The organism is Scopulibacillus darangshiensis, from assembly GCF_004341035.1.
Classification (GTDB): Bacteria; Bacillota; Bacilli; order Bacillales; family Sporolactobacillaceae; genus Scopulibacillus; species Scopulibacillus darangshiensis.
Genome location: NZ_SLXK01000030.1, coordinates 21,917 through 39,823, shown reverse-complemented (window position 1 = coordinate 39,823; position 17,907 = coordinate 21,917). Strand labels below are relative to the sequence as shown.

Genomic DNA, 17,907 nt, shown 5'->3' with positions numbered 1-17,907 from the left:
TATTAAAACATTCACACTCACCATCGGATTTCTACCAAGTTAACGTTTTGATTTCAATTACATGAATCTGCCTTCACCTTTGTTTTTATGAACCGCTCACCCTCTTGGGAGATCACACGAAATCCAGTATCACACTTTATCAGCCGGGGAGGATTATGCCAATACTCCGAAAAGAACGGTTCATTTTTGTGTGCAAGGACTGCCGCTGCCAGCCAGTGACTTCCTGTGTCGAGAGAGCTTACTAGCGTTGGGATATCCGAAACGTTAGGATACAGCATATTAGTATTTGGAGCTGAACGAACTATTTTAAATTCTCGTTCCTCAAATAAGTCAATGATGCCACTTAATCCTGTCGACGATTTTGCAAATTCGCGCTGTTGTTCGCCCCTCCCTTTGTAAGGATCGTCCACCGGAATGGCAAAGCCCCCTTCTGCAGTATCCAGCATCCTTTCACTTTTAATATGATGAATGCGGATATGCCAGAGATTAAGTGGAATGAGCCACGTTTTTATATCCACGTTTCCCCACGGCTTCCACAGTGAGTAAATATAGTCATCATTTATTTCGACCTTTTCACATGTACGGCGAACACGCCAATGATTGTCTTTTTCGGAAAGTGCCAGCATTGAATCAAATGCCCCATGAGTTAATCCGTGTGACTCTTTCGACACACTAAACCCAAATTGATTGGAATACACAAACTTCGCATATTTCTCTGCTGTATGAGCAGGTTCAAAGTTTGCATATTGTCCTGATGTCAATGCAAAAACATGTTGATTGATGCGATCACGGCACACGATCATTTGCGGGTGCTTCTGCACCTTAATTTCCTGTAATTTCGGAAGGTCTTGTTCCTCCTCTTTCCAAAAAGGATGGTCTTCGCTCAATGTCAGAACGAGAAATGCCTTAAAGGCCCAATACGGTGATCCCGGTGCATTATAATTTTCCGCCATGATCAAATTCGGATAACCGTAACCGATCGTTAACACACCGTCATGGGTGAAAATTGGCTGTTTCATCCACCAACGCAAATGACGCAAAACAACCCCCTTCACCTCACCCCACGAGACCGATTCAACCTTTGCAAAAGCCAAAGCACTCCAAAAAGCAGTTTGTGCAAATCTGTATGTCATACTTCTTCCAAATGGGAATGATGATCCGTCTGCAGAAAACCAATAAATAAAATCATTTGCAAATTTGGCTGCTCGATCTTTGAACAACCGGGCTCTCTCCGGATCTTGTTCTTCCATCAAAGTGGCATAGATGAGACAATAAAAATGGATCGCAAAGGAAACATAATAATCTTTTTGACGCGTTAATCCATCAGAATACCAACCATTACCAAGGTAATAACGCTCAATTCTCGCAAATGCTTCATCGTTTGCACCTTGGTCATACGCCATGCCTGATCTTGCAAGTCCTGTATTGACCATGACCTTAAAAAGATTCCAATTATTATCGCCGGTTTTTCTTTTGCTAACGACAGACAACCAGTTAAATAAACGATCCTTTTCTGGCGCAGTGAACCGATGCAAAAGTGTCGGTCCGCACAGCGCAAGTGTTAAACCGAACGCCGCGGTTTCAACAACCCGCTGATCATAGTCACCTGGAAACCCCCAAAACCCTTGATGTTCAGGGTTTGTCCCGTGTTTGATGCCATCAATATATTTTTCCCAAATGGAAGTCGAACCACCTCCAGCAATCAGTGGAGCCATTCCCCACAATGGACGGGAAAAAGCTTCAAACCCGGCGACTTGCTTACTATAATGCGCTGCTGTTTGTCCAAGAAACAAATGCGTATGATCTTCGCTGAAATAGTCTTCCAATGGTTTAACGAGCTGTTTCACTAATGCCTGCAAATCACTTTTCGTTTTGATTGGATTATTTTTAATTTCCAAAACAGGACTGCTGACAGCTTGTTCCATATTGCTATCCCCTTTCGCTCTTTTTTGATATCCATCATAAAAACGGGAACCCATCAACCCATTCACATTGGTCAATAAGAATTTGTAATGTATCCGCATCCCGGAGAAACTGTTCGGGGTCATTCTCTTTCACGAATTCAAGCATGGCATAGTGGTCATGCTGTAATCCTGCTAAAATTCCTAAATAACGCTTCCACTCTGCCTTCCCTTCGTTCAAGGGACGGCGGTCCCTGTTATCCCAATGAAAAACATGGACATGGCTCAGCCAAGGTTCGATTTCTTTCATGCCTCTCAAGCGGGTATCAACGTCTTCCCCAACAGGGGGTTGCCAATATGCTTTTACATTTTCTTGAGTTATCGCCTTCATCAGCCGCGATGCCGACGTTCGTGTATCCGTAAGTGTCCCGCCATGATATTCAATATGAATCGTGATGCAAGACTCTTCTGCCAAAGCCGCAATCCTTTCGGTGTCCCATATCACTTTTTTCCAATATTGTTCATCAGCTTTTATCGATCCGCGATTACCGGCCCAGACCCGTATAGACGGAGCTCCTAATGTTATCGCCGTTTTCAAAATTTGATCAAAAGGCACGTCATTTTCACACCCAGACCGATAGTACGAACCGTAGGATACGATGCTTAATCCTGCTTTTGCTGTCAGATCAGCGACGTCTAGAGCTCGCGCCAAATTACCAGGCGGTACATGAACATCACCTCCCCATTCTATTCCCCCCACCCCTGCCTTTTTTGCTAAATCAATGATCCGTTCAACACTGAACTCCCTAAATGTCACGGAGCATAATCCTGTTTTAATCACTGAATCATCCCCTTAAGCCAAAGTTGCGACATTTCCCTTTGTGATTTGCCAATTTAGGGGTTCCCCCTTTAGATAGCGCTTGAATTCATCCAACATATAGGCTCCCATTCTCTGGGCTTCGTTCACCCCGCTCCCGGCAATATGTGGCGTCAAAATGACATTGGATAAGGTGTACAACGGTGAGCCGGGTTTTGGTGGTTCCGGATAAGTGACATCCAAAATGGCCATTAAGTCTGTTCGTCTTTGTAAAACTCTGATCATCTCCGGCTCCCGAACGATTGCCCCCCTTGCGGTATTGATGAAGGTTGCATAAGGTTTCATCCTTTCGAAATGGGCAGCCGTGATCATGCCTTCTGTTTCCTTGAGCCACGGTGCATGCAAGGAAACGATATCTGATCGCTCAAACGCTTCATCCAATGAGCAAAGTTCAACGCCAAGCTCAGCAGCCTTTTCTTTGGAAACATAGGGATCATAAGCAATCACATGGATATCGTAGTTTTTGAGAAGTTCGCACACTTTGCGCCCAACCATACCAAGCGATATAAGGCCCACCGTGCTGCCATAACCTCCCGGAGCACAATCAGAACTTTTATCCACAAACTTTTCTTTTCGCTTGATTGCCATGCTGTAATGCCAACCATGCTTTAAAGAAAATAAGATTTGCGACAATGTATATTCAGCGACCGGGATGCTATTAGCCGCGTAAGCACTAGAAACCATGATATTTCTCTCCCAGCAAGCATCTGTCACAACTCCTTTAACGGAACCGGCAGCGTAAAATAACGCTTTTAAATGAGGCGCTGCTTCCAAAAAACGTTCATCTAGCTTCGGTGCGCCCCAACCGGAAAACATCACCTCAGCGTCACGTAAAATCGATAGGTTTTCAGTGATCGATTCTTTGGTCTGCAGCGGAACATCAATCATTGCCGACTTTTCAATTTCTTTTCGTACTTCCTGCGGATAAACCTTATCAAACCAACCTCTGTTCATCACATAAAGTCCCTTTATCATCACTTCTTTCCCTCATCTCGTTAAAAATATCTTCGCTTTAAGGTTAAACATGTTCCAAAAACGTTTGTTTCGTTCGTTTTAGAATTTCCTTATAGGGCATCTTCCACAAATCGCTGTTAAGGATTTCAACTTCAACAGGGCCATTATACCCAGCCGATTCTACCGCATGGCGGATTCGGGTTAGTTCGATAACCCCATCACCCATCATCCCGCGTGAAGTCAGCGTATTTTCAATTGGGACGGACCAGTCGTTGACGTGAAAACCGTAAATATGACCTGCCGCTCGCTTGATCTCATCGTAAAGTCGCGGGTCCCACCAAACATGGTAAACGTCAATCACAACGCCCACCTGCGAAGAGACGAGACGTTCCACCATGTCATTTGCCTGGCCGAGCGTGACGATAACCGAACGATCGGCCGCAAACATCGGATGAAGCGGCTCAATCGCCAATTTAACATTGGCCTGTTCAGCATAAGGAATAAGGGTTTCAATGCCTTCTTCTACCATGCCGCGTGCAGCGTCTATATCACGGTTTGGACTGGATCCGCACACGAGAACAAGGACATCCGTTCCGAGTTCTGCAGCTTCATCGATCGCCCGGCGGTTGTCATCAATATTCGCCATGCGCTCAGCTTTGCTTGCTGCCGGAAACATTCCTCCCCGGCAAAGACCTGATACCTTGAGCCCCGCCTGCTGAATGATCTTTACACTTTCTTTAAGACCTGTTTCAGCTACTTTATGGCGCCATGGACCGATCCATTTGATTCCCTCACTTTCACAAGCCTCGGCGACTTCACGCAAGCTATAATTATCGGCAGTTATTTGATTCATACTCAGACGAGAAAGCTCCATGTTACACCACCCCCGCTAATTCAAGAATCTTTCCCATTCGTTCCATAGCATGATCGGGATCCGTCAATAGACCGGCTTGATCGGCCAGTACAAACAGTTCGGAAAGGTGAACGATTGAACGCATGCTTTCAAGACCGCCGACCATCCGAAAATGGGATTGATGTCCGTTAAGCCAAGCTAGAAATACGACACCTGTCTTATAAAAACGAGTCGGTTCCTTGAAGATGTGCCGGCTTAACGGGACAGTTGGAGCTAGGATCTCATTGAAACGTTGCGTGTCTCCTTCATCAAGGGATTTCAGGGCAGCGGATGCAATCGGTGCAATGGCGTCGAATATTCCAAGAAGTGCATGGCTGTAATGATCCCCTTCCCCCAGAATCAATTCCGGATAATTAAAGTCATCCCCGGTATACATTTTCACCCCATCCGGCAACTGGCGGCGCATGCCAACTTCACGGTCAGCATCTAAAAGGGAGATTTTAATGCCTTTCACCTTTGAAGCATGTTCTTTTGCAATTTGCAAACACCATTCCATCGCTTTATCCGGATCGACTTCTCCCCAATACCCTTTAAGCTCCGGATCGAACATATCGCCGAGCCAATGTATAATAACGGGTTCCGAAACCTGCGTTAGAATCTTCTCGTATACCTTCACATAATCATTAGGCCCTCTAGCCACAGCTGCAAGAGCACGGCTTGACATCAAAATAATCTGACCGCCTGTTTTCTCTATAAACTCACACTGCTCCACGTAGGCTTGGCAAACATCTTGCAAATCTGTATCAGATGATAATGCCAGCTGATCTGTCCCTGCACCACAGGCAATCTCTTTATTCAAAGTTTTTGCTTCGGCAACCGAACGCCGGATCAGTTCCCGGGACGTCTCCCAACAAAGTCCCATTCCTCGTTGGGCGGTATCCATAGCTTCAGCGACAGAAAATCCGAGCGACCAAAGATGGCGCCGATAAGCAAGTGTGGCTTCCCAATCTAAGGTCGCTGATAGCGATGAATCACAGTCAGCAAGCGGATCAGCTACAACATGAGCCGCTGCGTAGACATGCCGGCTTTTCGGGGGTCCTGTAAGTCCCGGAGGAAGGGGTTTCCTTTCGGGAATATATGCCTCAATTTTTCCGTTAGCGCGCGGCAAAAGCAATGGCCTAGACATGATCCACGCCCTTTCCTGTTAGCTGTTCAAGCTTCAATTCCGGAACGTCAATCCAGCGCCGTTGTTGCCACGATCTTTTCCCAAGGCCGGCCAATTGAACCCCTTTTGCCCCCTGAAGCAGATCGTACGGAAATGGTGTGCCGATTGCGACATGCTTAAGAAACATTTCCCATTGAATTTTAAAGGCATTGTCAGGCTCTTTGTTCAGTGGCACATCCAGCCATTGTTCACGGTAGTTATTTTTATCCGAAATGTCAGGATTCCAAATCGCTTTAGGCGTACTTGCCCGGGGCTGGATTTTGCATTGACGAAGTCCTGCAACCGCGCTACCTTCCGTCCCGTCCACCTGAAGTTCAAACAGTTCATCCCGTTTCACACGCACACACCACGAAGAATTGATATGTGCAACAATCCCTCCCTCCAGTTCAAACGTAGAGTAGGCCGAATCATCCGCGGTAGCTTTATAAGGTTTATCCGCCTCATCCCACCGTTCAGGGATATGAGTCGCCCCATGACAAGAAACAGCTTTCACTCCCCCGAATAGGTTATCGAGAACGTAGCGCCAGTGACACAACATATCGACGATAATTCCGCCGCCTTCCTCCCTTCGATAGTTCCAGGATGGACGCTGGCTCTCTTGCACGTCTCCTTCAAACACCCAATAACCGAACTCACCACGCACCGAAAGAATGCGTCCAAAATAGCCGCTCTCCACAAGCCGTTTCAATTTAAGTAAACCAGGCAGGAAAAGCTTATCCTGAACCACCCCGTTTTTCACGCCTTTTTCGTGGGCAAATTGGGCCAATGCCATTGCTTCTTCCAGACTCACTCCCGTTGGCTTTTCACAATAGACGTGCTTGTCTGCCTCAATAGCTTTCCGAACGCTTTTGGCTCTGCGAATCGTCGTTTGGGAATCAAAGTAGATGTCATTATAAGGATCAGCCAGACATTCTTCCAGGTCGGTACTCCACCGTTTTATGCTATACTTCTGTGCTAGGGATCGCAGCTTGCTTTCATCGCGTCCGACCAAAATAGGATCAGGCATCACTTTGTCCCCGCTCGGGAGCAGGACCCCACCTTGTTCGCGTATTGCGATAATTGACCGTTCCAAATGTTGACGGGTTCCCATCCTCCCAGTGACACCGTTCATTATGATTCCGATTGTTTGCATTGACTAAACTCCCTCCAAAAGAATAATAACTTTACAAATTTGACTTTCGCCGTTATCATATATCATATATTGTTTGAATTTTCAGGTCAATAGCCAAGGAGAGAAAAATGGGAAAACTACTACAATCTTCTAAACAAATCTATAAAACCAAACAAGAATATGTCTATCAAACATTGCGGGATGCCATCATGCACTGTGAATTGATGCCCGGTGAGAAACTGGTAATCAAAAACATAGCGGATCAGCTTTCGGTCAGTACGATTCCGGTCCGAGAGGCGCTCCAGTTGTTGCACACTGAAGAATTGGTAAATTACAGCCCTCATGTGGGAACCATCGTCACACCAATCTCCAAATCAGACATTATTGAAGCTTTTACAGTAAAGGAAGGCTTGGAGACGGCTGCAGTCCGTATTGCTGTAGAGAAGGCAACAAAGGAAGACTTAGCGAAACTAAAGAAACAATTGGAAGCAATGGATGACTTTCTTGAAAAGAAAAATCACGAGGATTGGGGAGGTTTAAATAGACAATTCCATCTCGCCATAACCGACATCACATCAATGTCTATGCTAAAAGAAATGCATGTAAAGGTTCTGAACAAATGGGATCGGATCCGGCGATACTATTTCCATGAAGTATTAGCCCATAGGCATGTTCAATCACAAAAGGAGCACTATGCCATCGTGGACGCGATGGCAAGTGAAAAAAGCAAGGAAGCTGAACAGTGGATAAGAAAACATAACCTTAATGCTCTCCATGATTATATGAGACATATCGGGTGAAATGAGCATAAAAAAAACGCCCTAATGATAGGGCGTTTTTTTACAGCTTTTAACCAATTGAACCTTCCATTTCGAATTTGATCAGACGGTTCATTTCAACAGCATATTCCATTGGCAGTTCTTTTGTAAACGGCTCGATGAAGCCCATAACGATCATTTCTGTTGCTTCTTGCTCAGATACACCGCGGCTCATAAGGTAGAAGAGTTGTTCTTCAGATACCTTCGAAACCTTGGCTTCGTGTTCCAATGAAATGTTTTCATTAAGAATTTCATTGAATGGAATCGTATCTGATGTCGACTCATTATCCATGATCAATGTGTCACATTCCACGTTTGAGCGGGAATTGGATGCATTGCGGCCAAAATGGACAATCCCCCTGTATGTGACTTTACCGCCGTGCTTCGAGATGGATTTGGACACAATCGTTGACGATGTGTTAGGCGCTAGATGCATCATCTTAGCACCCGCATCCTGATGCTGACCTTTACCGGCAATCGCGATAGAAAGCGTGTTGCCGCGGGCACCTTCTCCTTTTAATATAACAGAAGGGTATTTCATCGTCAGCTTAGAACCGATGTTGCCGTCGATCCATTCCATCGTGGCATTTTCATGCGCTACAGCACGTTTTGTAACGAGATTGTAGACGTTGTTCGCCCAGTTTTGGATCGTTGTATAACGGCAATAGGCATCTTTCTTAACAATGATTTCAACAACAGCACTGTGAAGTGAATTCGTTGTATAAACAGGTGCTGTACAGCCTTCAACATAGTGTACAGATGCCCCTTCATCAACGATAATCAATGTCCGTTCAAACTGTCCCATGTTTTCCGAGTTAATTCGGAAATAAGCCTGCAGTGGTGTTTCACACTTGACGCCTTTTGGCACATAAATGAAAGAGCCGCCGGACCAAACCGCAGAGTTCAATGCAGAAAATTTGTTATCCGCATAAGGAATAACCGAACCAAAATATTCTTTAAAAAGATCCTCATTTTCCTTCAGCGCAGTATCCGTATCTTTGAAGACAATCCCCATATCTTCAAGGTCTTTCTTCATGTTGTGATAGACAACTTCCGATTCATATTGAGCAGAAACACCGGCAAGGTATTTTTGCTCAGCTTCCGGAATACCAAGCTTATCAAAAGTCCGCTTGATTTCTTCAGGCACTTCATCCCATGAACGGCCCGATTTTTCCGATGGCTTAACATAATAAGTTATGTCATCAAAATTAAGATCGTTCAAATTACCGCCCCATTGAGGCATTGGTCTTTTATAAAAATGCTCCAGTGCTTTCAAACGGTAATCGAGCATCCACTGAGGTTCATCTTTTCTTTTGGAAATATCCTCAACAACCTCTTTTGTCAACCCGCGTTCCGCTCTATACACAGAGACGTCTTTATCTCTAAAGCCATACTTGTAATCGCCGATTTCAGGCATTTTCTTGGCCATTGATAACCCTCCTTTAATCTAATGGCACATAACATCCAACAGCCTAAGACACATCCTATTCTTGTGTCATTGTAACATACTCTTAGACACTATAGGACATGATCCTAATGTTTCGTTTGGTCCTCTTCCTTCAATCCCTTTTCCATTGCCTTCCAAGCAAGTGTCGCACATTTGATCCTGGCAGGAAATTTGGAGACACCTTGCAAAGCTTCAATGTCACCAAGTTCAAGGTTATCCTCATCGTAATCGTCCCCTTGCATCATCTCGGAAAAGATATGGGACATGCGGACCGCCTCATCAACGGAAAGCCCTTTGATCGCATCGGTCATCATTGAAGCGGATGACATACTGATTGAACAGCCTTCTCCGGTAAACTTGGCATCCGTTATTTTTTCATCTTCAACTTGCAGTTGCAATTGAATCCGGTCACCGCATGTGGGATTGTTCATGTTGACAATTAATTTATCCTCTTGATCAAGCTCACCGCGGTTGCGTGGATTCTTGTAGTGATCCATGATAACCTGCCGATAAAGCTGATCCAAATTATTAAAAGACATGACCGAAATACTCCTTTGTTTTCTTTAATCCGGCCGCGAGAGCATCGATCTCTTCCTTTGTATTGTAAAGGTAGAAGCTCGCTCTGGCTGTGGCTGAAACACCAAGCCATTTCATAAGCGGCTGGGCACAATGATGTCCCGCCCTGACAGCAATCCCTTCAGCATCAAGAACCGTTGCCACGTCATGAGGATGGACATCACCCATGTTAAAGGTAACAAGTCCGGCACGTTCTTTGGGACCATAAATAGTGAGGTCGCCGATTTCAGACAGTGCCTGCTGGGCGTAATCCGCCAGTTCTTCTTCATGAGCATGGATGTTTTCCATGCCAATGTCGTTCAAGAAGTCGATCGCCGCCCCCAAACCTATGGCGCCGGCAATCACAGGTGTACCAGCTTCAAGCTTCCATGGCAGCTCTTTCCAAGATGCATCATAATAATCAACAAAATCGATCATTTCTCCGCCAGTCTCAAAAGGCTCCATATTTTCCAATAGTTCCTTTTTGCCATACAAGACGCCGATTCCTGTAGGACCAACCATTTTATGGCCTGAAAAAGCGTAGAAATCAGCACCAAGATCCGTAACATTAACAGATAAGTGCGGTGTGCTTTGCGCCCCATCAACTAGCAGAATGGCATCCTGTTGATGGACGACTTCAGCAACTTCTTTAATTGGATTGATGGTGCCAAGGACATTTGAGACATGAGCCATCGCGACAATCTTTGTTTGCGGTGTGATCATTTCTTTAACATCTTCTAGACAAATTGTGCCGTCCGGCTGCATTGGAACATATTTCAACACTGCTCCTGTTGCCTTGGCGGCCTGCTGCCAAGGGATCAAGTTCGCATGATGCTCCATTGGCGTGAGGAGGATTTCATCCCCCTCACTTAAATTGGCCCGGCCGTAGCTGTGTGCAACCATATTAATGGCTGTTGTCGTCCCCCGGGTAAAGATGACTTCCTCAGTGCTCGCCGCACCAATAAATCGTCTGACCTTTTCTCTGGCACCCTCGTAACCGTCTGTAGCTTTCGTTCCCAAGGTATGTACACCTCGGTGAACATTGGAATTATATTCGCGGTAATAACGATCGATCGCTTCAATGACAGATATCGGTTTCTGCGATGTCGCTGCACTGTCCAAGTATACAAGCGGATGTCCGTTAACTTCCTGATCTAATATGGGAAAGTGCTTGCGAATGTCTGATATGTTCATTACTGAACTTTCCTTTCAATAACCTCGACGAGCTGCTTCTTAACGCCTTCAATCGGCAATTGATTAACAACTGGTGCCAGGAACCCGTGGATAACGAGGCGTTCAGCTTCTTTTTTGGAGATACCGCGGCTCATCAGGTAATAAAGTTGTACTGGATCGATTCGTCCAACGGATGCCGCATGACCGGCAATAACGTCATCTTCGTCAATAAGCAAAATCGGATTGGCGTCACCGCGCGCTTTATCACTTAACATTAGCACACGCTGTGTTTGATCGCCGCTTGATTTTGTTCCGCCATGTTCAATTTTGGTAATTCCGTTAAAAATCGAATTGGCGCTGTCTTTTTGAACACCATGAATCAGCATCATGCTTTCGGAATGTTTGCCATAGTGTTGATTGTTGTTGACGAAGCTTTGTTTTTGGTCGCCGCGACCAACACTGACAGCCTTAGTATCGGCAATTGAAGCCTCTCCTACTAATTCTGTCAAGTTTTCTGAAATCGTGTTGCCGTCATTCATTTGGCCAAGAGCCCATTCAAGCTTGCCATTTCTGCCAACATGGCCTTGCCGGTTAACGTAGACAGTGACATTTTTTGAAAAATTGTCAACTGCACCAAATTGAACTTGGGCATTGTCGCCGACATAGACCTCACTGATAATATTGGCAACGCCTTCCCCATCCGCTTCCTCGGATAAGTAGTTCTCAACGTAGGTAACTGAACTGCCCTCTTCAGCGACAACAATCACATGGTTAATGAATCCAACCTTAGGGTTTTCCTGCCAATAGACGGTTTGCAGTGGGACATCAATCACAACATTTTTTGGTATATACAAAAACGTTCCGCTGTTGACCAGTGCTGCATGCAGTGCAGTCAAACGATGCTTATCAATTTTACCCGCCTTGGAGAAATAATATTTTTCAACTAAATCCCCGTGTTCTTTCAAAGCGGTTTGCAGGTCGGTAAAAATAACCCCTTTTGCCTTTAGCTCCTCTGACAATACCTGGTAAGCCCCATGGCCGTTATGCTGGATAAGCACATTGCCTGACTCATCATCCTGTCCGACTAGCTGTTTGATATGAACTGGTAAATCTTCAAGGGAGTCAAATGTTCTTGAATCCGCTTTGTGTTCAAACTGTGTAAAATTCCAACCAATAATTCTTGTTTTTTCCGGTTTGGGCATTGGAAGCTGACCCGTCAGTTCAAGCCCTTTAAGCCGAATATCTGTAAACCATTGGGGTTCTTGCCGCTCTTTTGAAAAGCCTGTTATATCATTTGAATCATACTGAAGATCCTTTGTTTCAGTTGACATGCTTATTCCTCCTACCTCGTTAAATCACCTGAGCCACACGCGGGGCACTTGTTATTTGATGTTATGCCTCGATGGTTTCGTCTTCAATGCCAAGTTCTTCTTTAATCCAGTCATAGCCTTCAGCTTCCAGACGTTCAGCAAGCTCAGGTCCTCCGGATTTAACGATTCGTCCTTGCATCATAACATGAACTTTATCAGGAGTGATGTAGTTCAAGAGTCGCTGATAGTGTGTGATGATGAGACATCCAAAATCTTCCGAACGCATTTCATTAACACCTTTAGCCACGACTTTAAGAGCGTCAATATCAAGACCGGAGTCGATTTCATCTAAGATCGCAATCTTGGGCTCAATCATCATAAGCTGAAGAATTTCATTCCGTTTCTTCTCCCCGCCTGAGAATCCTTCGTTCAAATAACGTTGGGCAAATTCCTGATCTATATCAAGCAAGTCCATTTTCTTGTCCAATTGCTTAATGAATTTCATAAGAGGAATTTCATTTCCCTCACCGCGGCGGCCGTTGATTGCCGTTCTTAGGAAGTCGGCATTGGTCACACCGCTGACTTCACTTGGATATTGCATGGCTAAGAACAAGCCAGCACGTGCTCTTTCGTCAACTTCCATTTCAAGCAGGTCTTCACCATTGAAAGCAACGTTGCCTTCAGTGATCTCATATTTGGGATGGCCCATCAACGCCGAAGCAAGTGTTGATTTCCCAGTGCCGTTGGGTCCCATAACAGCGTGAATTTCACCGCCGTTGATCTCTAAATCAAAGCCTTTTACAATCTTTTTGTCCTCAATGGAAACATGAAGATTATCAATCTTAAGATTTGGTGCGGACATATAAAATACCTCCATAGTACGTTTCTTTTATGATTCCTTTTAGGAAAAGTAATTCTCAATCTATTCTCATTCTAATCTTATATCAAATCCAATAACATATCAACTCATGACGGTTAATCAAAGATTTCCTATTAATATGCAACTATTTTTACATAAAATACAGTGTTTACACAAGCTAATAAATAAACTATATAAATGAGAAAAAACCAGTTCGAAAACTGGTTTTTTTCTAAATATTATTTATGACTTTACGGTCTTGTTGTCGTGTGTTGCTGTGATTTGCGTGCATTTGTGATGGTCTTTTTCACGTGCCTTTTCAACCTCAATCCGTTTCTCTAGACTGTTCTCATATTCAGCGTAACCAATACCATGTGCCTGGTGCATTGCTTTCTCCATTTCACTGGTGTGAGGAATACGGATTTTCTGTTGGCTCTGAATAATAAACCATTCCTTTCAATTTTTTGCATAAGTCAGTTACGCTTATGCTTAAGGTTTACCTTGATCAGTACAAAACATAGGATAACACGCGTGCCATATCCTCACAAACGGCAAATAGCGGCCTGATGAATGATTCATTATGCTGAACCGTTCTGGTTGCTAACCAGCGGGTAAGAAAATGAAAATAACTCCCTGTTCCTCCGTTTTTCAATGTTGTCTTATATTATTATTTTTTGGTAACCGCTTACATTTGCTTTACCCCGCTAAATTAGGTATAAAGTCACTTTTTTACAGGTGCAAAAAAGAAAAAAGAGCGGCCCTCGCCGCTCTTTTTAAACTTACTTATTTGGTTTTACAGGCACTACGGCGCCTTTATATTTTTTATTAATAAAATCTTGTATTTCTTTAGATTGCAGAACGTCGACAAGTTTTTTGACAGCCTTATTATCCTTATCCTTTTTATTCACGACAATCAAATTGGCATAAGGAGAATCGCTGCTCTCCAAAGCAATGGCGTCTTTCTTTGGTTTAAGTCCAGCATCTAAAGCATAATTGGTATTAATTAGCACGGCGTCACCTTCGCCATTTTTGTAAATGCGTGACAGCATGCCTGGATCATAGTCATCCTTAATTTTGATGTGTTTCGGATTTTTGACGATATCATCCTTTGTCGCATTATAGCCGACGCCTTTTTTCAGCTTAATTAACCCAGCTTCTTGCAATAACAAAAGCATTCTTGGCTGATCGGAAACTGAATTACTCATAATAATTGTTGCGCCTTTAGGAAGATCCTTTAAGCTCTTATACTTTTTCGAATAGATGCCGATTGGTTCAATATGAATTTTTCCGGCAACAGCAAAGTCATAGCCAAATTTCTTTTCTTGCAGTTTCAGGTATGGAAGCGTTTGAAAATAGTTAGCGTCTATTTCACCGCTTGCCAATGCTTTGTTTGGCGTGACATAATCTTGGAATTTAACAATTTCAAGGTCAATGCCCTTCTTTTTTAAAATGGGTTTTGCCTTCTCAAGGATTTCAGCATGGGGAACCGGCGATGCGCCGACCTTTAGCTTTGTCAGCTTATCCTTGCTGCCAGAATCTTTGCCGCCGTTATTGCCGCAGGCCGCAAGAGTAAATACTAAGGCTAATCCTAAAACGATTGCTGTGAGTTTTTTCATCGTTGTCTCTCTCCTCTATCTTTTATCTAAGCGTTTAGTCATATAATCACCAATGATTTGCAAAATGAAAACAATAATCAAAATAAAAATGGTTGAGAGCAATGTCACATCTCGGTTGCCCCGCTGGTATCCATCCATATAAGCCAGTGTGCCAAGTCCACCAGCACCAATGGCTCCTGCCATCGCGGTAAAGCCAACGAGGGCTATGGAAGTCACTGTAATTCCCGATACTAAGGCCGGCATGGATTCAGGCAATAAAACCTTCCATATAATTTGCCACTTGTTAGCACCCATGGCCTGGGCAGCTTCAATGACACCTTTATCAATTTCCCGTAAAGCTATCTCAACAAGCCTGGCATAGAAAGGCGCTGAGCCAATAATCAGAGCTGGCAGCGCTGCAGTTGAACCAAGCATTGTCCCCACTATAATCATGGTAAAAGGGATCAATAAAATAATTAGAATGATAAATGGAATAGAACGAAATATGTTAACAATGGCCGATACACATTTATAAATCACAACATTTTCAAACATGTTGCCCTTTGCTGTTACGAACAGCAGTAGACCTAGAATGATCCCCAGGATGAATGTTGCGACGACAGAGATGGCGGTCATATACAGCGTATCTATAATCGCTTTCCAGATTTCAGCCCAATCCGCATTAGGAAACAGGTTCTGAAGCATGTTGGATCACCTCCACAACAACACCTTGATTTTCTACAAAAGTGATAGCATCCTTAACCTTGGGTGCCTCGCCATCCAAAAGCAATGTCAATGTCCCCAAAGCACCGCGCTGTGTTTGCGAAAGGTTGCCTTCTAATAAATTTACGTCAATAGCTTCTTGCTTTAACAGTTCGCTGATAACCGGGCGATTGGCCGCTTCACCTGCAAAGGTCAGCCTGGCAATCGTCGCTGATGGGTAGGTTTGCTTAATTAGCTTGACGGCTTCTTCGGACTCTGAGTCGCTTGTAACTTGTTTGACAAAATCCTTGGTAATTGCCATTTGAGGGCTGCGGAACACATCAAGCACTTCGCCTTCCTCGACAATAATGCCATTATCGATGACAGCAACCTGGTGACAAATTTTCTTGATCACATGCATTTCGTGTGTAATTAGAATAATTGTCAAACCAAGCTTTTGGTTAATATCAACGAGCAAATCCAAAATGGCCTCGGTTGTCTTTGGATCAAGCGCACTTGTTGCCTCATCGCAAAGCAAGACTTTTGGATCATTCGCCAATGCACGGGCGATGCCGACCCGCTGCTTTTGACCACCGCTTAATTGCGACGGATAGGCAGATTCCCGGCCTTCAAGACCAACAAGATGGATTAATTCCTTAACCTTCCGCTCCCGTTCCCTCTTTGGAACTCCTGCTATTTCTAAAGGAAAGGCAATATTATCTTTAACATTCCTGGACCATAATAAGTTGAAATGCTGAAAGATCATCCCGATTTGTTTTCTCGCATCGCGCAATGCTTTCTTTGATAAGGTCGACATTTCGCTGCCATCAACATTAATCCTGCCTTCTGACGGCTTCTCAAGCATGTTAATCAACCTGATCAATGTGCTTTTCCCTGCACCGCTGTAGCCAATAACACCAAAAATATCCCCTTTATTAACCTCTAAGTCAATGCCATTAAGAGCGTTAACAAGACCTGTTTTGGTTTTATAAAATTTCTTAATACCCTTCAGTTTAATCATGGTGTCCCTCCTCTGGCGTGCAGCTCTATCTCTTTATTTGCCCAAAATTAAGCCCTTCTACACAGATGTACAGAAGGGCCTTTTCATTATTAGTCCCTCTCATCTGCCAAGCATAGCTCTCGCGGGAATTGGCACCTTTCCAACTGTTGCTGGCGGTTGCCGGGTTTCATCGGGCCAGTCCCTCCACCTCTCTTGATAAGAGTCTTGAATATTTAATTTGAGCAATAATATGATAATCGTGCTTTTACCAAAAAAATCCCTTTATCATGACAGATAAAGAGACGTAGGGTTACCTAACTTCTCTCTTATCTGCCAAGGCAAAATACCCCTGCAGGAATTGGCACCTTTCCAACGATTTGTTGGCGGTTGCCGGGCTTCATCGGGCCGTTCCCTCCACCTCTCTTGATAAGAGCAACGATTGATTCAATTTTTTAAGACAGATTATATCTTATCATGGGACAAAGTTGCTGTCAATAGAAAAGAGGGAGAATTCACTAGATTATAAAACTTGTGCCACTTTAGAATCCACACTTCTGTTTCTAAGAGCCGCCTTAATAACATCTTGCAATATTGAACTTGCTGTCGGCAAGGCCCCGGCACCCGGCCCCTGGAAAACTAAGTTCTCCGCCAAATCAGTTTGGATACTGACAGCATTATCCACTCCTTCAACACTATAGAGCGGGTGATCAGGACCAATTTTTACTGGTTTAACTTCCGCATGGACCACTCGGCCGCCTGCCTTAGACAAGGTTGCTATCAATTTAACCTTTTTGCCTTCGTTCTCCGCCGCTTTGATTTCCTTTTCAGTAACATTGTCAATCCCTTTGCGATATGCCTGTTCCCAATCGGGCTGGGAGCCGTAAATGAGATCGCTGAGAATCATTGTTTTATAAAAAGCATCCCATCCCAATATATCATTTGCCGGGTCTGCTTCAGCGTAACCGAGCTTCTGAGCATCTGCTAGGGCTGTCTTAAAGGATAAACCATTTTCTCTCATTGATGACAGGATATAATTGGATGTTCCATTTAATATCGCTTCAACCTTTTCAATTCTATTTATTTGGAGGCATTCGTTTATCACACGAATGATAGGAATGCCCCCGGCAACAGATGCTTCAAATGCGATCGTTGTTTTATTCTCACGAGCCACTTTTCGCAAATGTGAACCCTTCTTCGCCATCAGCTCCTTGTTCGCTGTGACAACCGGTATGGCTTGGCTTAATACCTCTTTGACATAATTGTATGTCGGATCACAGCCTACAATAGCCTCTATCACAATATCAATTCGATTTTGTTTGAAGATGTCGGCAAAGCTTGTTGTGACTTGAACGTTTTCCTCTATGCGCCGGTCTTTGTCCTGACTTTTTATTAATATAGAAACAATACGGATTTCCTCGCCAATTTTTTGGGACAGCTCATGCTGATGAGTTTGGACTGTCTCATACACACCTTGGCCAACAGTACCAAATCCCAGCAAAGCAACATTAATCGTCATTTAACCACTCC

Annotated in this window: 17 protein-coding genes and 2 riboswitches; of the genes, 1 reads left to right on the top strand and 16 read right to left on the bottom strand. The window is 44.1% G+C overall.

Annotation, left to right across the window (positions count from 1 at the left end; genetic code table 11):
* Nucleotides 1-53 precede the first annotated feature (53 nt).
* Genes EV207_RS16890 through EV207_RS16865 form a run of 6 tightly spaced genes read right to left on the bottom strand, consistent with a single transcriptional unit; the run spans nucleotide 54 to nucleotide 6,942 of the window.
* Nucleotides 54-1,925 (bottom strand): DUF2264 domain-containing protein, encoded by a 1,872-nt coding sequence (locus EV207_RS16890; protein ID WP_165886987.1) that lies wholly within the window; start codon nucleotides 1,923-1,925, stop codon nucleotides 54-56.
* Nucleotides 1,926-1,959: 34 nt separating this feature from the next.
* On the bottom strand, nucleotides 1,960-2,742 hold the full coding sequence (locus tag EV207_RS16885; RefSeq protein WP_132747326.1) for a sugar phosphate isomerase/epimerase family protein: 783 nt from the start codon (nucleotides 2,740-2,742) through the stop codon (nucleotides 1,960-1,962).
* Between the two features lie 12 nt (nucleotides 2,743-2,754).
* A complete protein-coding gene (locus EV207_RS16880; protein ID WP_132747325.1) occupies nucleotides 2,755-3,753 on the bottom strand; it encodes a hydroxyacid dehydrogenase in 999 nt (332 codons plus the stop codon).
* A 43-nt stretch (nucleotides 3,754-3,796) separates the two neighbouring features.
* Entirely contained in the window at nucleotides 3,797-4,606 is an 810-nt protein-coding gene (locus EV207_RS16875; protein WP_132747324.1) for a sugar phosphate isomerase/epimerase family protein, read from the bottom strand.
* 1 nt (nucleotide 4,607) lies between these two features.
* Complete coding sequence (locus EV207_RS16870; protein WP_132747323.1) at nucleotides 4,608-5,771, bottom strand: dihydrodipicolinate synthase family protein; 1,164 nt, start codon at nucleotides 5,769-5,771, stop codon at nucleotides 4,608-4,610.
* Nucleotides 5,764-6,942: a Gfo/Idh/MocA family protein gene (locus EV207_RS16865; protein WP_132747322.1), complete on the bottom strand. Its 1,179-nt coding sequence runs from the start codon at nucleotides 6,940-6,942 to the stop codon at nucleotides 5,764-5,766. The genes EV207_RS16870 and EV207_RS16865 overlap by 8 nt, the downstream gene beginning before the upstream one ends.
* 107 nt (nucleotides 6,943-7,049) lie before the next feature.
* Here EV207_RS16865 and EV207_RS16860 point away from each other — a divergent pair, with 107 nt between their 5' ends.
* The gene (locus tag EV207_RS16860) at nucleotides 7,050-7,721 is read left to right on the top strand and encodes a GntR family transcriptional regulator (protein ID WP_132747321.1); all 672 of its coding nucleotides are present in this window, start codon (nucleotides 7,050-7,052) and stop codon (nucleotides 7,719-7,721) included.
* Between the two features lie 49 nt (nucleotides 7,722-7,770).
* Here EV207_RS16860 and sufB read toward each other — a convergent pair whose 3' ends face one another.
* The 10 genes from sufB to EV207_RS16815 form a co-directional block, all read right to left on the bottom strand.
* Nucleotides 7,771-9,168, bottom strand: a complete 1,398-nt coding sequence (gene sufB, locus EV207_RS16855; protein WP_132747320.1) for a Fe-S cluster assembly protein SufB — start codon at nucleotides 9,166-9,168, stop codon at nucleotides 7,771-7,773.
* Between the two features lie 104 nt (nucleotides 9,169-9,272).
* Nucleotides 9,273-9,725, bottom strand: a complete 453-nt coding sequence (sufU, locus tag EV207_RS16850) for a Fe-S cluster assembly sulfur transfer protein SufU (protein ID WP_132747319.1) — start codon at nucleotides 9,723-9,725, stop codon at nucleotides 9,273-9,275.
* Entirely contained in the window at nucleotides 9,715-10,935 is a 1,221-nt protein-coding gene (locus EV207_RS16845; protein ID WP_132747318.1) for a cysteine desulfurase, read from the bottom strand. The genes sufU and EV207_RS16845 overlap by 11 nt, the downstream gene beginning before the upstream one ends.
* Nucleotides 10,935-12,245, bottom strand: a complete 1,311-nt coding sequence (sufD, locus tag EV207_RS16840) for a Fe-S cluster assembly protein SufD (RefSeq protein ID WP_132747317.1) — start codon at nucleotides 12,243-12,245, stop codon at nucleotides 10,935-10,937. The genes EV207_RS16845 and sufD overlap by 1 nt, the downstream gene beginning before the upstream one ends.
* A 61-nt stretch (nucleotides 12,246-12,306) precedes the next feature.
* On the bottom strand, nucleotides 12,307-13,086 hold the full coding sequence (gene sufC / locus EV207_RS16835) for a Fe-S cluster assembly ATPase SufC (protein WP_132747316.1): 780 nt from the start codon (nucleotides 13,084-13,086) through the stop codon (nucleotides 12,307-12,309).
* Between the two features lie 240 nt (nucleotides 13,087-13,326).
* Nucleotides 13,327-13,470, bottom strand: coding sequence for a YuzK family famiily protein (locus EV207_RS23165; RefSeq protein ID WP_165886985.1), 144 nt, complete (start codon nucleotides 13,468-13,470; stop codon nucleotides 13,327-13,329).
* A 392-nt stretch (nucleotides 13,471-13,862) separates the two neighbouring features.
* Nucleotides 13,863-14,699: a MetQ/NlpA family ABC transporter substrate-binding protein gene (locus tag EV207_RS16830; protein ID WP_132747315.1), complete on the bottom strand. Its 837-nt coding sequence runs from the start codon at nucleotides 14,697-14,699 to the stop codon at nucleotides 13,863-13,865.
* Between the two features lie 15 nt (nucleotides 14,700-14,714).
* Nucleotides 14,715-15,383, bottom strand: coding sequence for a methionine ABC transporter permease (locus tag EV207_RS16825; protein ID WP_132747314.1), 669 nt, complete (start codon nucleotides 15,381-15,383; stop codon nucleotides 14,715-14,717).
* On the bottom strand, nucleotides 15,361-16,401 hold the full coding sequence (locus tag EV207_RS16820) for a methionine ABC transporter ATP-binding protein (RefSeq protein ID WP_132747313.1): 1,041 nt from the start codon (nucleotides 16,399-16,401) through the stop codon (nucleotides 15,361-15,363). Before EV207_RS16820 ends, EV207_RS16825 begins: the two co-directional genes overlap by 23 nt.
* A 96-nt stretch (nucleotides 16,402-16,497) precedes the next feature.
* Nucleotides 16,498-16,603, bottom strand: a riboswitch (SAM riboswitch).
* Nucleotides 16,604-16,703: 100 nt separating this feature from the next.
* A riboswitch (SAM riboswitch) is annotated at nucleotides 16,704-16,813 on the bottom strand.
* 87 nt (nucleotides 16,814-16,900) lie between these two features.
* Nucleotides 16,901-17,896 (bottom strand): homoserine dehydrogenase, encoded by a 996-nt coding sequence (locus tag EV207_RS16815; RefSeq protein WP_132747312.1) that lies wholly within the window; start codon nucleotides 17,894-17,896, stop codon nucleotides 16,901-16,903.
* Nucleotides 17,897-17,907 lie beyond the last annotated feature (11 nt).

Bases quoted from the DNA above. Each gene is read 5' to 3' on its own strand.
- sufU (WP_132747319.1), bottom strand. From the start codon at position 9,725: ATGTCTTTTAATAATTTGGATCAGCTTTATCGGCAGGTTATCATGGAT.
- EV207_RS16875 (WP_132747324.1), bottom strand. From the start codon at position 4,606: ATGGAGCTTTCTCGTCTGAGTATGAATCAAATAACTGCCGATAATTAT.
- EV207_RS16880 (WP_132747325.1), bottom strand. From the start codon at position 3,753: ATGATAAAGGGACTTTATGTGATGAACAGAGGTTGGTTTGATAAGGTT.
- EV207_RS16845 (WP_132747318.1), bottom strand. From the start codon at position 10,935: ATGAACATATCAGACATTCGCAAGCACTTTCCCATATTAGATCAGGAA.
- sufB (WP_132747320.1), bottom strand. From the start codon at position 9,168: ATGGCCAAGAAAATGCCTGAAATCGGCGATTACAAGTATGGCTTTAGA.
- EV207_RS16820 (WP_132747313.1), bottom strand. From the start codon at position 16,401: ATGATTAAACTGAAGGGTATTAAGAAATTTTATAAAACCAAAACAGGT.
- sufD (WP_132747317.1), bottom strand. From the start codon at position 12,245: ATGTCAACTGAAACAAAGGATCTTCAGTATGATTCAAATGATATAACA.
- sufC (WP_132747316.1), bottom strand. From the start codon at position 13,086: ATGTCCGCACCAAATCTTAAGATTGATAATCTTCATGTTTCCATTGAG.
- EV207_RS16815 (WP_132747312.1), bottom strand. From the start codon at position 17,896: ATGACGATTAATGTTGCTTTGCTGGGATTTGGTACTGTTGGCCAAGGT.
- EV207_RS23165 (WP_165886985.1), bottom strand. From the start codon at position 13,470: ATGCACCAGGCACATGGTATTGGTTACGCTGAATATGAGAACAGTCTA.
- EV207_RS16870 (WP_132747323.1), bottom strand. From the start codon at position 5,771: ATGTCTAGGCCATTGCTTTTGCCGCGCGCTAACGGAAAAATTGAGGCA.
- EV207_RS16825 (WP_132747314.1), bottom strand. From the start codon at position 15,383: ATGCTTCAGAACCTGTTTCCTAATGCGGATTGGGCTGAAATCTGGAAA.
- EV207_RS16830 (WP_132747315.1), bottom strand. From the start codon at position 14,699: ATGAAAAAACTCACAGCAATCGTTTTAGGATTAGCCTTAGTATTTACT.
- EV207_RS16860 (WP_132747321.1), top strand. From the start codon at position 7,050: ATGGGAAAACTACTACAATCTTCTAAACAAATCTATAAAACCAAACAA.
- EV207_RS16865 (WP_132747322.1), bottom strand. From the start codon at position 6,942: ATGCAAACAATCGGAATCATAATGAACGGTGTCACTGGGAGGATGGGA.
- EV207_RS16890 (WP_165886987.1), bottom strand. From the start codon at position 1,925: ATGGAACAAGCTGTCAGCAGTCCTGTTTTGGAAATTAAAAATAATCCA.